General features: G+C 69.9%; 12 protein-coding genes. 9 read left to right on the plus strand and 3 right to left on the minus strand.

All coding sequences use genetic code 11. The annotated features are described in order from the left end of the window. Positions 1 to 80 precede the first annotated feature (80 nt). The 3 genes from F1193_RS16325 to mnmA form a co-directional block, all read right to left on the minus strand. On the minus strand, positions 81 to 650 hold the full coding sequence (locus tag F1193_RS16325) for a hypothetical protein (RefSeq protein ID WP_210247393.1): 570 nt from the start codon (positions 648 to 650) through the stop codon (positions 81 to 83). Between the two features lie 589 nt (positions 651 to 1,239). Continuing rightward, the gene (locus tag F1193_RS16330) at positions 1,240 to 1,881 is read right to left on the minus strand and encodes a class I SAM-dependent methyltransferase (RefSeq protein WP_150098864.1); all 642 of its coding nucleotides are present in this window, start codon (positions 1,879 to 1,881) and stop codon (positions 1,240 to 1,242) included. Positions 1,882 to 1,905: 24 nt separating this feature from the next. Further along, entirely contained in the window at positions 1,906 to 3,087 is a 1,182-nt protein-coding gene (mnmA, locus tag F1193_RS16335; RefSeq protein WP_150098865.1) for a tRNA 2-thiouridine(34) synthase MnmA, read from the minus strand. A 288-nt stretch (positions 3,088 to 3,375) separates the two neighbouring features. Here mnmA and F1193_RS16340 point away from each other — a divergent pair, with 288 nt between their 5' ends. The 9 genes from F1193_RS16340 to F1193_RS16380 all read left to right on the plus strand — a co-directional run bounded on the left by F1193_RS16340 (position 3,376) and on the right by F1193_RS16380 (position 14,251). Continuing rightward, positions 3,376 to 4,836, plus strand: coding sequence for a flagellar hook-length control protein FliK (locus F1193_RS16340; RefSeq protein ID WP_170263736.1), 1,461 nt, complete (start codon positions 3,376 to 3,378; stop codon positions 4,834 to 4,836). A 251-nt stretch (positions 4,837 to 5,087) separates the two neighbouring features. Continuing rightward, the gene (sciP, locus tag F1193_RS16345; RefSeq protein WP_126400572.1) at positions 5,088 to 5,363 is read left to right on the plus strand and encodes a CtrA inhibitor SciP; all 276 of its coding nucleotides are present in this window, start codon (positions 5,088 to 5,090) and stop codon (positions 5,361 to 5,363) included. Positions 5,364 to 5,659: 296 nt separating this feature from the next. Beyond that, entirely contained in the window at positions 5,660 to 7,288 is a 1,629-nt protein-coding gene (gene fliF / locus F1193_RS16350) for a flagellar basal-body MS-ring/collar protein FliF (protein WP_150098867.1), read from the plus strand. A gap of 115 nt (positions 7,289 to 7,403) precedes the next feature. Continuing rightward, complete coding sequence (gene fliG / locus F1193_RS16355; RefSeq protein WP_150098872.1) at positions 7,404 to 8,429, plus strand: flagellar motor switch protein FliG; 1,026 nt, start codon at positions 7,404 to 7,406, stop codon at positions 8,427 to 8,429. Then, positions 8,426 to 9,094: a FliH/SctL family protein gene (locus F1193_RS16360; protein WP_246164501.1), complete on the plus strand. Its 669-nt coding sequence runs from the start codon at positions 8,426 to 8,428 to the stop codon at positions 9,092 to 9,094. The genes fliG and F1193_RS16360 overlap by 4 nt, the downstream gene beginning before the upstream one ends. Then, entirely contained in the window at positions 9,094 to 9,453 is a 360-nt protein-coding gene (gene fliN, locus F1193_RS16365) for a flagellar motor switch protein FliN (protein WP_246164503.1), read from the plus strand. The genes F1193_RS16360 and fliN overlap by 1 nt, the downstream gene beginning before the upstream one ends. Before the next feature lie 92 nt (positions 9,454 to 9,545). Further along, a complete protein-coding gene (gene flbD / locus F1193_RS16370; RefSeq protein WP_150098868.1) occupies positions 9,546 to 10,934 on the plus strand; it encodes a sigma-54-dependent transcriptional regulator FlbD in 1,389 nt (462 codons plus the stop codon). Positions 10,935 to 11,337: 403 nt separating this feature from the next. Further along, on the plus strand, positions 11,338 to 13,449 hold the full coding sequence (gene flhA / locus F1193_RS16375; protein ID WP_150098869.1) for a flagellar biosynthesis protein FlhA: 2,112 nt from the start codon (positions 11,338 to 11,340) through the stop codon (positions 13,447 to 13,449). Between the two features lie 229 nt (positions 13,450 to 13,678). Next, positions 13,679 to 14,251 (plus strand): UbiX family flavin prenyltransferase, encoded by a 573-nt coding sequence (locus F1193_RS16380; RefSeq protein ID WP_150098870.1) that lies wholly within the window; start codon positions 13,679 to 13,681, stop codon positions 14,249 to 14,251. Positions 14,252 to 14,666: the final 415 nt, after the last annotated feature.

Consider the following 14,666-nt stretch of genomic DNA (forward strand, 5'->3'; position numbering starts at 1 on the left):
AAGCGAAAAGTCGCCGCCTGGGACGACGACTTCCTCGCAAGCCTCCTGGCAGCGTGATTTTTCACCCGATTGCCCTGGTCTTACGCCCCTGTCGCCCTGGCCGGCCCCCGGCGCACCCGCCGGTCCAGCAGGCAGGCGCCCAGGGCGAAGGCCCCGGCGCCGAGCGCGGTGAGGCTCTGCTCCAGCCAGTGCAGCGACAGGGTCATGGGCTCGATGCGGGCGATGCGCTGCAGCGCGAACACCATGGCCAGATTCACCAGGAACAGGGGGGCGAGCCACACCGCCCGGCGCCGCCAGGTCTCGCGCAGCAGCAGGACGGTGAGCGTGAGATTCGCCAGGCTGGCCAGCGCCAGCAGGGGCAGGAACCAGCCGCGTTCGACCGCGAGGCCCCAGTTGCGCAGGGCGGCGACGCCGTAGGCGAGGGCGATCAGCATCAGCACGAGCGGCACGAGCCAGGGCCGCCGGGGTGCCACGGTCCGGCGCTGGGCCTGCCACAGGGCGAGCGCCAGCAGGGTGAAGCCCGGCGCCATCAGCGGGAACAGGGCATTGGCCAGCCAGGGCAGCTCCGGGCCGCCCAGGGCCAGGATCAGCTTCCAGGTGGCCTTGCACAGGCCCGCCAGCACCACCAGCATGGCCCCGGCCAGGGCCATGGGCGCGCTTGCAGGCGCCAGACCGCGGACCAGACGGGCGATGCAGCCCAGGGCCAACGCGGTGAGCAGCACCGGCACGAAATTGAAGAGGGCCAGATCCAGGCCGTACTGGGGCATGTGGACCGCGGGCATGCGGGTGTCCTGAACGGTGAGACGGTTTCCGGTTGTTCGGCTCGGAACGACAGGTGGCCAGGAGCCGCGTTCCTTCCCTCTCCCCTTGCGGGAGAGGGTGCCGAGCGATCGATAAGATCGCGAGGCGGGTGAGGGGTTAACCTTCCGGCGGCGTAGTTCGCACCCCTCACCCGGCTCGACCTCGCTGACGCTCGGTCTCGCCACCCTCTCCCGAAAGGGGAGAGGGAAGAGAGAAGCCGGACCAGTCGCGGCCACGCCGGCCGGAAACCGCATGAGGCGCCTGCGCCGGAGCGTTCCGCACCCCCCACCCCCGACCCCTCCCCACCGCTCGCAAAGCTCGCGGGGGGAGGGGAGAAAAGGGGGCGCCTCTTCTCCCCTCCCCCCATGAACGTAGTGAATGGTGGGGAGGGGTCGGGGGTGGGGGGGCCTCGCGGGGTGGGCAGTGAGGCCCGCCGGCTCAGCCCGCCTTCTTCAGCCGCACCAGCTTGAAGAAGCCGATGGGGAAGCAGTTCACCGGCTCCGACACCGTGAAGTCGCCGCGCTTGGCCGCCCAGGCCTGCAGGCGCGAATATTTGAAGGTCGAGCTCCAGCCGATCGCCTTCACCAGCGGCGCGATGGCGGCTTCGACCTGGGCCTGCACGCCGCTGTCGGCGCCGAGCTTGGAGGCGATGACGATCTCGCCGCCCGGCCGCAGCACGCGCGCCGCCTCGTCGAGCGCGCCTTCCGGATCGGGCACCAGCGTGATGACGAACGGAAAGCCGACGGCATCGAAGCTGCGGTCGGGAAAGCCGAGCCGGCAGGCATCCATGGCGGCAAGTCCGCGCACCTGCGTCAGATTCTGCCCGGTTACCTTCTCGACCGCCTTCTGCAGCATCGGCTCGGACAGGTCGACCCCCACCACGCGGGCGGTCTTCGGGTAGTAGCGCAGCACCAGCCCGGTGCCGACCCCGACCTCCAGGATGTCGGGTCCGCAGGCCGAGGCCGCCGCGGCGAGCTTGGTCTGCGAGTCGGCGAGCAGTTGCAGATAGACGCGGTCGTAGAAGGCCGCCCACTTGGCATAGGCACGTTTCTGGCCGGCGAGATCATAGGTGATGGTCACGGGTCGGGTTCCGGTGTTGATCGGTTAAGCGACGGCGGGAGACAAGGTCGGCTTGGCAAGCTCGGTGCGGCAGATCACGCCGCCGCCGAGAACGCGCGCACCCCCGCCGGGGGATTCGTAGAACACGCAGGCCTGGCCGGGGGCGATGCCTTCCTCGCCATCGGCGAGCCGCACCTCGGTGCCCTCGGGGCCGTGCGCCAGGACCGCCCGCTGCGGCGGACGGGTGGAGCGAACCTTGACGTAGACGTCCTGCCCGGCCGCCATCGCGGCCTCCAGCGTGCCGTCGCCCAGCCAGTTGACCTCGCGCAGCACGATGCGCCGCGACGCCAGCGCCTCGCGCGGCCCCACCACCACGCGCCGCTGGGCGGCATCGAGCGCCACCACATAGAGCGGCTCGCCGGCGGCAAGTCCCCCCGCGAGGCCCAGCCCGCGGCGCTGGCCGACCGTGAAGCGCATGATGCCGGCATGGCGGCCGAGCACGCGGCCGTCGAGATGGACGATGTCGCCCGGCTCGGCGGCCTCCGGCTTCAGGCGCTCGACCACGTCGCTGTAGCGGCCCTGCGGCACGAAGCAGATGTCCTGGCTGTCATGCTTCTCGGCCACCGGCAGGCCGATGGCGCGGGCGATGGCGCGGGTATCGGCCTTGCTCAGGTCGCCCAGCGGGAAGCGCAAGAGGTCGAGCTGCGGCTGGGAGGTGGCATAGAGGAAATAGCTCTGGTCGCGGTCCTCGTCGCGGGCGCGGAACAGGCCGCGCCGGCCGTCCGGCAGGCGGCGGGTCGAGACGTAATGGCCGGTCACCAGCGCGGCGGCGCCGAGACCGCGGGCGGTGGACAGCAGGTCGGCGAACTTGATGCGCTGGTTGCAGTCGACGCAGGGAATCGGCGTCTCGCCCGCGGCGTAGCTGGCGGCGAAGCGGTCGATCACCGCATCGCGGAACCGCGTCTCGTAATCGAGCACATAGTGCGGAATGCCGATGCGCTGGGCCACCTCGCGGGCATCGAAGATATCCTGCCCGGCGCAGCAGGCGCCCTGGCGGTGGGTGGCCGCGCCGTGATCGTAAAGCTGCAGCGTGACGCCGACGACGTCATAGCCGGCGCGCGCCGCCAGCGCGGCGACGACCGAGGAGTCGACGCCGCCGGACATCGCGACGACGACGCGATGGTCCTGGGGAGCGCCGCCGAGGTCGAGATCGATCGCGCCGATCATGCCGGGCCTTTCGGAAACGGAGAGCCGCGCCGGCCACAGCCGCCCGCAGCCGCCCCCCTCGGGGGATGCCTCGCTTTATTTACAGGAAGCGTCCCGCCGCCGGCAAACGAACTGAGAGGCCGCAGCCGGCGCCAACGGCCGGCGCTGGGCAGTTTCTGCCGGGTGGGCGGCTTCTGCAGGGGGTTCTGCGCCGAGTGCGTGGCCGCACGTCTGACATTCCTTGCGTTTTTCCCGTCCGCGCTTGGCACGGGCCGTGCTTCGCAGCCGGGGAATGGTGTGAGGTGCGTTGTGACCAGCGTTTCGAGTATCGGCCGTGAAATCCGCCTGACCGCGGCACAGATGATGTCGGCGTCGATCCCCGGCAAGTCCGGCGCCTTCTCCGATCTGCTCGACGCCGTCGCCCCGTCCGAGCCTGCGAGCGCGAACCCGGCGGCGGTGGCGCCGTCCGCCGTCGCATCGAGCACGGCGGCGCAGCCCAAGCCCGCGCCCCAGCGCGCATCCCGCAACGACGAGCCGCCGGCCCCCGACGCCGACGCGCCGGCCGAAACCACCGATGCCGCCCCCGATGCGCCGGCGGAAGACGTCGCCGAGAACGAGGACACGTCCGAGGACGTCGCGACCGACGCCGCCGCGGACACGGCCGCGGACGCCAGCGCGGCGCCCGCCCCGCCGCCCGAGACGGTGCCGGCGGATCCGGCGGCCCTCGCCCTTGCGGCACCGGTGGCGCCGCTGCCCGCGCCCCCGCCCGCCGAGACCGGCACGGCGCCTGCCCCGGCCGCCGATGCGGACCTGGCGGCAGCGGCCCCGGCCGCGCCGGCCCAGCCGGCTGCCGCAGCCGAGCCTGCCGCCGGCATGCCGGCCCCGGCGGCCAGCGCACCGGATGCGGCAACGCCGGGCACGGCGGCGCCGGAGGCGGCCACAGCCGGCACCGCCCAGCCGCAGGACGCCTCGACCCCTGTGCCCGCGCAGCCGAAGGCGGCATCGACCAAGCCGGCCGAGCCGGCCGCGCGCGCCGCCACCCCGGTCGCAACCGACAGCGGACAGGCCACGACGGCCAGCGACAGCGGCACGGCGGCTGCCACCGCCGGCACGCAGGAGAGCGGCGCCGATCCGTCGAAGCCCGCCGCCAATGCCCCGCCGGCCCCGCACGAGGCCTCGGCCGACACCGCGAGCCCATCAGCCGATCCGGCCCGCCCGGCCGCCGCGAATTCCGCGCAGCCGGCTTCGGCCGCACCGGTGCAGACCGCGCTCGGGCTCGCCCCCGGCCAGCCGATCGCGCTGGCCACCGCGCCGGTGACCACCGACGCCGCGCGATCGACCGCGGTGGCGGCGAGCGATGTCGGGGTGGAGATCGTGGCGCGCTCCAAGGCCGGCGACAGCCGCTTCGAGCTGCGGCTCGACCCGCCGGAGCTCGGCCGCATCGAGGTGCGCCTCGACGTCGACAAGGACGGCGGCGTGCGCTCGCGCCTGATCGTCGACCGGGCCGACACGCTCGACCTGCTGCAGCGCGACGCACGGCAATTGGAGAAGGCGCTGCAGGCGGCCGGGCTCGACACCTCCAAGGGCGGCCTGGAATTCACGCTGCGCGACCAGAGCCAGTCGTTCCAGCAGGGCAGCGACCGCGACGGCTGGAAGACCACGTCGAGCGAGACGCTGACGGCGGTCGAGGAGACCGCGCCGGCCGATCCGCGCGCCGGCAGCTATGGCCGGCTGGTCGGGCGAAGCGGCGGGCTCGACATCCGGGTGTAGGGGCTGCGGCGGCTGAGCGTGGCGGCAGAGGCCGCGACCGGCGCCGGCACGGTGCCGGCACCGAATCGTTGGCACCGAATCGTTGGCATCGAATCGTTCACCTTATGATTGGCAGCGGCGGAATGCCGCCTCTAGGCAGCAAAATGGTAAAGGAGAATTAAATCTTTAGTTTCCATCTGCTTAGGGAAATGTTCAGGGTTCCTCTTTAGCCTCAGCCACAGTCATTCAGTTGCGTTGGCGTGAGAGTACCGATGTCCGAGCCGCATCGCCCAAGGGTGAAGTACGTCATCGGCCCCGATGGCAGCCCGCTCACCATCGCCGATCTTCCCCCGCCCGACACCAAGCGATGGGTGATCCGGCGCAAGGCGGAGGTGGTGGCGGCGGTCCGCGGTGGCCTGCTGTCCCTCGAAGAGGCCTGCAGCCGATATACGCTGACCGTCGAGGAATTCCTGGCCTGGCAGATGTCGATCGACCGCCACGGCCTGGCCGGCCTGCGCACCACGCGCATTCAGCAATACCGCGCCTGATCGCCGCCGCGGCGACGCGTTCGAGCCTACCGAAAAGCGCCGGCCCTCGGGCCGGCGCTTTTCGTTTTGGCGTTCGTTAAACGGTTTCCGGTTGATCCCTTCGCGATACCGGAAACGACCTCGCCGAAAACCCCTTGTTCGATAACGGGGTTTTCGGCGATCGGAATACGGCTCGAAGGCTTGATCAGCCGGAAACCGTATTAAACGGCGCGTGGCCGAAATTAACCGAATATTAGGCCAACAGACGGCATTTTTTGCCCACTGACGGGGCGAATGGGCCACGGCTGGGGGCTGGCGTGAACGGGATCGTCGCACTACTGAACAATCTGGGACCGGCCCGGCTCGGCGCCATGGCGGCCGTGACGGCAGCACTGATCGGATTCTTCGGATTCGTGATCGTGCGCTTCTCGCAGCCGCCGATGGCGACGCTGTACGCCGACCTGGCGCTGCAGGATTCGGCAGCCATCGTGAAGGACCTGGAGCGCGCCGGCGTCGCCTACGAGCTGCGCGGCGACGGCTCCACCGTCCTGGTGCCGAAGGCCGACGTGGCACGGCTGCGCATGAAGATGGCCGAGGCCGGCCTGCCGCGCGGCGGCAGCGTCGGCTACGAGATCTTCGACAAGTCCGATGCCCTCGGCACCACCAGCTTCGTCCAGAACATCAACCAGCTTCGCGCGCTCGAAGGCGAGCTGGCGCGCACCATCGGCGCCATCGAGCGCATCCAGCAGGCGCGCGTCCATCTGGTGATTCCGGAACGCGCGCTGTTCTCGCGCGACAAGCTCGATCCGTCCGCCTCGATCGCGCTGCGCGTCCAGGGCGAGCTCGATCCCGGCCAGATCCGCGCCATCCGCCATCTCGTCGCCTCCGCGGTGCAGGGCCTGAAGCCCGAGCGCGTGTCGATCGTCGACGAGGCCGGCCGCCTGCTCGCCGACGGCGCCGGCGACGACACCATGACGGACCTCGCCAGCGACGAGCGCACCGCCGCCTACGAGCGCCGCATCAAGAAGCAGATCGAGGAGATCGTCTCCAGCGTGGCCGGCCATGGCCGGGCCCGCGTGCAGGTGAATGCCGAGTTCGACTTCAACCGCATCACCCAGACCTCCGACAGCTACGACCCGGAAAGCCGCGTGGTGCGCTCCACCCAGACCCGCGAGGAATCGCAGGTCTCCACCGACGCCAACAACGGGCAGGTCTCGGTCGCCAACGAGGTGCCCAATCCCGCCGCCCAGGGCGGCGCCACGCCGGTGCGCGACCAGAGCAAGAAGAGCGAGGAGACCGTCAATTACGAGATCTCCCGCACCACCCGCACCGAGGTGGTGGAAGGCGGGCGCATCAAGCGCGTCTCGGTCGCCGTGGTGGTCGACGGCACCTATGCCCGCGACGGCGCCGGCAACGTCTCCTACACGCCGCGCACCAACGAGGAGATCGACCGCATCACCGCCCTGGTGCGCTCGGCCATCGGCTTCGACCAGAAGCGCGGCGACCAGGTCGAGGTGGTCAACCTGCGCTTCGCCGAAGGCCCGCCGCCCGGCCTGCCGGCGGACGAGGGCTGGCTGTCGCAGCTCAAGTTCGGCAAGGAAGACATCATGCAGGCGGCCGAGACCGGCGTCTTCCTCTTCCTGACGCTGATCGTGCTGCTGATGGTGGTGCGGCCGATGGTCCGCCGCATCCTCGCCAGCGACGAGGAGAAGGAGCCGGCCGCCGCGGCGCTGAGCGCGACCGCGCAGCTCCCCGCAGCGGACTCGCCGCCGCTGTCGCCGGAGGAGCTGAAGGAAAGCGAGACCGCGCGCAAGATCGCCTACGCCAAGATCCAGGGCCAGCTCCACGCCCAGTCGATCGCCAAGGTCGGCGAGCTGGTCGACCAGAACCCGCAGGAAACCGTCGGCATCATTCGCCAATGGATGCAGCAGGACGCCACGCCATGACATTGCCCGCCAAGATCATTGAAGGTCGGTCCTCATGAGCATCGTCTCGACCATTGCCGGCGCGATGTCGCGCACGGGCAAGCACACCGAGGCGGATGGTGCCGGCACCACCGCCATGGCCACCGTCGCCGTCACGACGCAGCGGCGGCCGCTGACCGGTGTCGAGCGCGCCGCGGTGCTGATGCTGTCGCTGGGCGAAACCCACGGCGCCAACATCTGGCGGCTGCTCGACGACGACGAGATCCGCGCCCTGTCGCTGGCCATGTCGACGCTCGGCAACATCCAGGCCGAGGAGGTGGAAGGCGTGCTGGTGGAGTTCGTCAGCCGACTGTCGGCAACCGGCGCGCTCATGGGCAATTTCGATTCGACCGAGCGGCTGCTGCAGCAGTTCCTGCCGCCCGACCGCGTCAACATCATCATGGAAGAGATCCGCGGCCCCGCCGGCCGCAACATGTGGGAGAAGCTCTCCAACGTGCAGGAGCAGGTTCTCGCCAACTATCTCAAGAACGAATATCCGCAGACCGTCGCCGTCGTGCTGTCCAAGATCCGCTCCGAGCACGCCGCGCGCGTCCTGGCGATCCTGCCCGAGGAGCTCGCGCTCGACGTCGTCAACCGCATGCTGCGCATGGAGTCGGTGCAGAAGGAGGTGCTCGACCGCGTGGAGGAGACGCTGCGCACCGAATTCATGTCGAACCTGTCGCAGACCACGCGGCGCGACTCGCACGAACAGATGGCCGACATCTTCAACAATTTCGACCGGCAGACCGAGGCGCGCTTCATCACCGCGCTGGAGGAGAGCAACCGCGAGAGCGCCGAGCGCATCAAGACGCTGATGTTCACCTTCGACGACCTGGTGAAGCTTGATACCGGCTCGGCCCAGACGCTGATCCGCCAGGTCGACAAGGACCGGCTCTCCATCGCCCTCAAGGGCTCGAACGAGACGGTGCGCGACTTCTTCCTGAAGAACATGTCCACCCGCGCCGCCAAGATGCTGGCCGACGACATGCAGGCGATGGGGCCCGTGCGCCTGAAGGACGTCGACGAGGCCCAGGCGATGATGGTCAACCTCGCCAAGGATCTCGCCGCCAAGGGCGAGATCACCATCTCCAAGAACCGCGGCGACGACGAGCTGGTCTATTGAGCGGCAGGGTGGAGGCGAACGTGGCGGCGGCCAAGGCACGATTTCTGTTCGACACCGATTTCGGCGCGCCGAAGCAGGAGGCCGAGGTCCGCGTCCCGCAGGCCGACCACGAGGCGGCGCTGGCCGAGGCCGAGGCGCGCGGCTTCGCGCGCGGACGGGCCGAGGCGACGGCCGAGCAGGTGGCCGAGGCCGAGCATCTCGCCGCGCTGGGGCTCGAACGCGTCGCCGGCGAGGTCGGGCGCCTGCTCTCGGCGCTCGGCGCCATCGAGGTGCGCCTGGAGCGCGAGGCCGTCGACGTCGCCGTGGCGGTGGCCCGCAAGCTGGCGGAGAGCCTGATCGCGCGCGAGCCGCTCGCCGAGCTCACCGCGCTGATGACCGACTGCTTCGGCGAGCTGCGCTCCACGCCGCATGTCGTGGTGCGGGTCAATGACGTGCTGCTCGCGCCGCTCAAGGAGCGGCTCGACCGCGTCGCCGCCGACGCCGGCTTCGCCGGGCGTCTCGTCATCCTGGCCGAGCCGACCATCGCGGTCGGCGACGGCCGCATCGAGTGGGCCGATGGCGGCATCGTGCGCGACAGCGCCGCGCTGCGCGCCAAGGTCGACGAACTCATCCAGCGCTTCATTGCCGCCCGCGCCGCCGCGGGCCATGCCGGAGGACAGTCCTGATGGTCGGCGACAACGACAAGATGCCTCTTCCCAATCTGGAGACGGACCTGCAGCTCGTCACCTCCGACGATGCGGGGGCGATCGCGCCGGAGCCCGCCGACACCGGGGCGCGGACCGCGGACGACCTCGAAGCGGTGTTCGACGTTCCCGTCCAGGTCTCGGCGGTGCTGGGCCGCACCCGCATGAATGTCGGCGACATTCTCAAGCTCGGTCCCGGCACCGTGCTCGAACTCGACCGCAAGGTCGGCGAGGCCATCGACATCTTCGTCAACAACCGGCTGGTGGCGCGCGGCGAGGTGGTGCTGGTCGAGGACAAGCTCGGCATCACCATGACGGAAATCATCAAGGCCGACCGCTGACCGGCCGAATGGCCGCGTCTCGATCGGCGCACAGGTTTGCGCCACGCCGGGGAGCAGCGACGCTCGAACACCGCTGACAGGAGACCTCCATCATGCGCCTTCTCATCGTCGGTTCGCTCAAGGGTCAGCTCAACGCCGCAACCAAGATCGTCATGGATCGCGGCGCCTCGGTCACCCATGCGCTCGACATCGAGCAGGCGCTGAAGGTGCTGCGCGCCGGCAAGGGCGCCGACCTGCTGATGGCCGACGTCGTCATCGACATCGGCGAGCTCATCGCCCGGCTGGAGCAGGAGCACATCGTCATTCCGGTGGTCGCCTGCGGCGTCGATGCCGATGCGCGCACCGCGGTCGCCGCCATCCATGCCGGCGCCAAGGAATACATCCCGCTGCCGCCCGATCCGGACATGATCGCGGCGGTGCTGGCGGCGGTGGCCGACGACCGCTGCGAGCTGATCTTCCGCGACGAGGCGATGGCCCGCGTCGTCGAGCTGGCGACGCGCGTCGCCGTCTCCAACGCCTCGATCCTGATCACCGGCGAGAGCGGCACCGGCAAGGAGGTGATCGCCCGCCACGTGCACCGCCGCTCGCCGCGTGCCGCCAAGCCGTTCATCTCCATCAATTGCGCGGCGATCCCCGACGCGCTGCTGGAATCGGAGCTGTTCGGCCACGAGAAGGGCGCTTTCACCGGCGCGGTGGCGCGGCGCGTCGGCAAGTTCGAGGAGGCCGACGGCGGCACGCTGCTGCTCGACGAGATCTCCGAGATGGATGCGCGCCTGCAGGCCAAGCTGCTGCGCGCGCTGCAGGAGCGCGTCATCGACCGCGTCGGCGGCACCCGCCCGGTCGCCGTCGACATCCGGGTGATCGCCACCTCCAACCGCAATCTCGCCGAGGAAGTGCGCAAGGGCACGTTCCGCGAGGATCTGCTCTACCGGCTCAATGTGGTGAACCTGAAGGTGCCGCCGCTGCGCGAGCGCCCGGCCGACATCATCGAGCTTGCCAACCACTTCGCCCGGCGCTTCGCCCAATCCAACGGCCTGCCGGAGCGGCCGCTGTCGGCCGAGGCGCGGCGCGAGCTCTTGGCGGCGCGCTGGCCGGGCAATGTGCGCGAGCTCGAAAACACCATGCACCGCGCGGTGCTGCTGGCGGTGGACGGCGAGATCGGCGTCGACGCCATCCGCAATCCGGAGGGCGGCCGGCTCGGCGCCCAGGGCGGCGGTGCTGCCAACAGCGGCCCGGCGGCGCAGGCGGCCATGGCCGCCGAGGCCGCGACGCGGGTGCTGGTCGGCCAGACCGTCGAGGCGGTGGAGCGCCAGCTCATCCTCGACACGCTCGGCCACTGCCTGGGCAACCGCACCCACGCGGCCAACATCCTCGGCATCTCGATCCGCACGCTGCGCAACAAGCTCGCCCAGTACGGCCACGAGGGCTACGCCGTGCCGCCGCCCTATCAGGGCGAGCAGCGGGCCGCGCCGGGGTTCTGAGCGGGACGCGGCGGGCCGCCCCCGTCCCTCTCCCACCCGGGCCGCGCTTGCGCGCGTCCGGGGGCAGGCTTTTGGGGGAGGCAGGCTCTTGGGGAGGCAGGCTCTTGGGGGGCAGGCTCTTGGGGGAGAGGGTGGCGAGACCGCGCGTCAGCGAGGTCGCGCCGGGTGAGGCGTGCTGACGGCTTTCGCTGGAAGATTCACCCCCTCACCCGCCTCGCGATTCTTGATCGCTCGGCACCCTCTCCCGCAAGGGGAGAGGGAAGAACGTGCGCTGCGCGCGCTTCATTCCTCGCCGACCTCGCGACGTGGCGCCCCCCACTTAACCCGTCCTTAACCCTGCGGCCGGCATTTTTTGCCGGGTGGTGGATCAGCCGGCGCGGGCCGGCCAATGCGTGGGACAGGCATGACCGATACGAGCGTTAGCGCAGGCGGAGCCGGCTTCAGGCTACCCTCGTTCGGCCAGATGGCCACCGCGGCGCGGCGCGGCGACCTCGCGCTGGCCATCGGCGTGCTCACCATCCTGGTGGTGCTGATCCTGCCGCTGCCGCCGCTGCTGCTCGATTTGTTCCTGGCGCTGTCGATCATCTTCTCGGTGCTGATCCTGATGACGGCGCTGTTCATCCAGACGCCGCTGGAGTTCTCGTCGTTCCCGACGGTGCTCTTGATCTCGACCATGCTGCGCCTTGCCCTCAACCTCGCCTCGACGCGCCTGATCCTGGCGCACGGGCACGAGGGCACGGATGCCGCCGGCCACGTCATCCAGGCCTTCGGCAATTTCGTGATGGCCGGCAATTTCGTGATCGGCATCATCGTGTTCGCCATCCTGGTGCTGGTGAACTTCGTGGTCATCACCAAGGGCTCGGGCCGCATCGCCGAGGTGGCGGCGCGCTTCACCCTCGACGCCATGCCCGGCAAGCAGATGGCCATCGACGCCGATCTGTCCGCCGGCCTGATCGACGAGAACGAGGCGCGGCGGCGGCGCAAGACGCTGGAGGACGAAAGCTCGTTCTTCGGCGCGATGGACGGCGCATCGAAGTTCGTCAAGGGCGACGCCATCGCCGGCCTCCTGATCGTGTTCATCAACGTCATCGGCGGCCTGATCATCGGCGTCGCCCAGCAGGGCATGCCGTTCGGCGAGGCGGCGCGTGCGTTCACCATCCTCACCGTCGGCGACGGCCTGGTGTCGCAGATTCCGGCGCTGATCGTGTCGACCGCGGCGGGCCTTCTGGTGTCGAAGGCCGGCGTCACCGGCGCCGCCGACGAAGCGCTGATGAAGCAGCTTTCGAGCTATCCCAAGGCGCTCGGCATGTCGTCGGCGGTGATGGCGGTGATGTCGCTTTTGCCCGGCATTCCGATGATCCCGTTCCTCGGCCTCGCCGTTGGCGCCGGCACGCTGGCCTGGGTGATGGACAAGCGCCACAAGGCGAGCCGCGCCGCCGAGCAGCTCGAGAAGGCCGCGCCCGCCGCGGCGCCGGCCGAGGAGCCGATCTCGGCCTCGCTCAAGATGGACGACCTCAAGATCGAGCTGGGCTACGGCCTGCTCAGCCTCGTCAACAGCCCGGACGGTGCCGACCGGCTGACCGAGCAGATCAAGGCGCTGCGCCGCTCGGTGGCCGGCGAGATGGGCTTCGTGATGCCCGCCGTGCGCATCCTCGACAACATGCAGCTTGAGCCGAACGCCTACGTCATCCGCGTCAAGGAGGTGGAATCGGGCACCGGCAAGGTGTGGCCCGACCAGTGGATGGTGATGGATCCGCAGGGCGGCCAGGTGAACCTGCCCGGCATCCACACGGTGGAGCCGACCTTCGGCCTGCCGGCCACCTGGGTCGAGGCCGACCGGCGCGAGGAGGCGAGCTTGCGAGGCTACACGGTGGTGGACGCAGCCACCGTGGTGTCGACCCACCTCACCGAGATCCTCAAGACCAACATGCCCGATCTGCTCTCCTATGCCGAGGTCCAGAAGCTGCTCAAGGAGCTGCCGAAGGACCAGGCCGAGTTGGTCAAGGATCTGGTGCCGGCGCAGATCTCGATCACCGGCATCCAGCGCGTGCTGCAGCTTCTCTTGGCCGAGCGCGTGTCGATCCGCGATCTCGGCACGGTGCTGGAAGGCGTCGCCGAGGCGGTCGGCTCCACCCGCAATCCGCAGGCGATGGTCGAGGTGGTGCGGGTGCGCCTGGGCCGCCAGCTCTGCGCGCAATACACCTCGCCCGCCGGCTACCTGCCGCTGATCTCGCTGTCGCCGCGCTGGGAGCAGGCGTTCGCCGAATCGATCATCGGCGAGCGCGACGACCGCCATCTGGCGATGCAGCCCTCCAGGCTGCAGGAATTCGTCACGCTGGTGCGCGACCGCTTCGAGGACGCCGCCCGCCAGGGCGAGTTCCCGGTGCTGCTGACCAGCCCGGCGTCGCGGCCGTTCATCCGCTCGATCGTCGAGCGCTTCCGCGCCCAGACGCCGGTGATGTCGCAGGCCGAGGTCCATCCGCGCGCCCGGCTGAAGACGATTTCGAGCATTTGAGGCGCCGTTTTCCGTTTCACGTCGTCCCGGACGGCGCGAAGCGCCGAGCCGGGACCGTGTGCAGGAAGGGGGCCTTTTTCGGATGACGATCCCGGGTCTCGCTTTGCTCGCCCGGGATGACACCACAGGGAGAGCGATCCCTCTCTCGGCTTTGCTCGGCCGGGATGACGCGGGCTTGCCGCAGGCTGTAGGATAAGCGCGTCGCAGGGTTCCAACAGCGGGCGGAAGAATGGCAGGCACAAGACGTCTCGTGGTCGGCATTTCCGGGGCATCCGGCGCCATGCTCGGCATCCGCCTGCTGCAGGTGCTGCAGCCGCTCGACGTCGAGGTCCACCTCGTGGTGTCGCGGGCGGCCGAGCTCACCATCGCCCAGGAGACCGACCTGACGCCGGATGCGGTGCGCCAGCTCGCCGACCGCGTGCATGAGCCGGCCGATGTCGGCGCCTCGATCGCGTCCGGCTCGTTCGCCACGCTCGGCATGGTGGTGGTGCCGTGCTCGATCCGCACCATGTCGGAGATCGCCGCCGGCGTGACCTCCAGCCTTCTGACGCGGGCCGCCGACGTCGCGCTGAAGGAACGGCGGCGGCTGGTGCTGGCGGTACGCGAGACGCCGCTGCACGCGCTGCACCTGCGCCACCTCGCCGACCTCGCCGAGGCCGGCGCGATCATCGCCCCGCCGGTGCCGGCCTTCTACACTAGGCCGAAGACGGTCGACGACATCGTCGACCACACGGTGGGGCGCATCCTCCGGCTGTTCGACATCGACGCCGGCCTCGCGCCGGAATGGCAGGGTTTGGGCTAGACAGAGTGGGCTAAACAGAAAGTGTGCGTGCCAATCCCACCGCAACGGCTCCCGGCAGCGAGGCATTTTCATCGTCGACGTGTCGGGTTTCCGGCGGCAAACCGAGACGGCTTCCGGCCAATTTCTGCTTTCCGTCCTCGCTGCCCACGCCGCGAAGCCCCCCACCCCCGACCCCTCCCCACCATTCACTGCGTTCATGGGGGGAGGGGAGAAGAGGCGCTCCCTTTTCTCCCCTCCCCCCGCGAGCTTCGCGAGCGGTGGGGAGGGGTCGGGGGCAGGGGAATCGCAGATGAGTATAAGGGCATTGCGCGGGAGGTAGAGAAGGATTCATTCATGAGGCTTCTCGATTCGGGGAGGCTCCCATGCAGGCTCTCATCTCGATTTTCCGCCAAGTTCACGATCCTCGCGACATCAA

The organism is Blastochloris sulfoviridis (assembly GCF_008630065.1).
Taxonomy (GTDB): Bacteria; Pseudomonadota; Alphaproteobacteria; order Rhizobiales; family Xanthobacteraceae; genus Blastochloris; species Blastochloris sulfoviridis.

Excerpts from the sequence above, each read along its gene's own strand:
- flbD (WP_150098868.1), top strand. The coding sequence starts at position 9,546 with ATGCGCCTTCTCATCGTCGGTTCGCTCAAGGGTCAGCTCAACGCCGCA.
- fliN (WP_246164503.1), top strand. The coding sequence starts at position 9,094 with ATGGTCGGCGACAACGACAAGATGCCTCTTCCCAATCTGGAGACGGAC.
- fliG (WP_150098872.1), top strand. The coding sequence starts at position 7,404 with ATGGCCACCGTCGCCGTCACGACGCAGCGGCGGCCGCTGACCGGTGTC.
- F1193_RS16380 (WP_150098870.1), top strand. The coding sequence starts at position 13,679 with ATGGCAGGCACAAGACGTCTCGTGGTCGGCATTTCCGGGGCATCCGGC.
- flhA (WP_150098869.1), top strand. The coding sequence starts at position 11,338 with ATGACCGATACGAGCGTTAGCGCAGGCGGAGCCGGCTTCAGGCTACCC.
- sciP (WP_126400572.1), top strand. The coding sequence starts at position 5,088 with ATGTCCGAGCCGCATCGCCCAAGGGTGAAGTACGTCATCGGCCCCGAT.
- F1193_RS16325 (WP_210247393.1), bottom strand. The coding sequence starts at position 650 with ATGGCCCTGGCCGGGGCCATGCTGGTGGTGCTGGCGGGCCTGTGCAAG.
- mnmA (WP_150098865.1), bottom strand. The coding sequence starts at position 3,087 with ATGATCGGCGCGATCGATCTCGACCTCGGCGGCGCTCCCCAGGACCAT.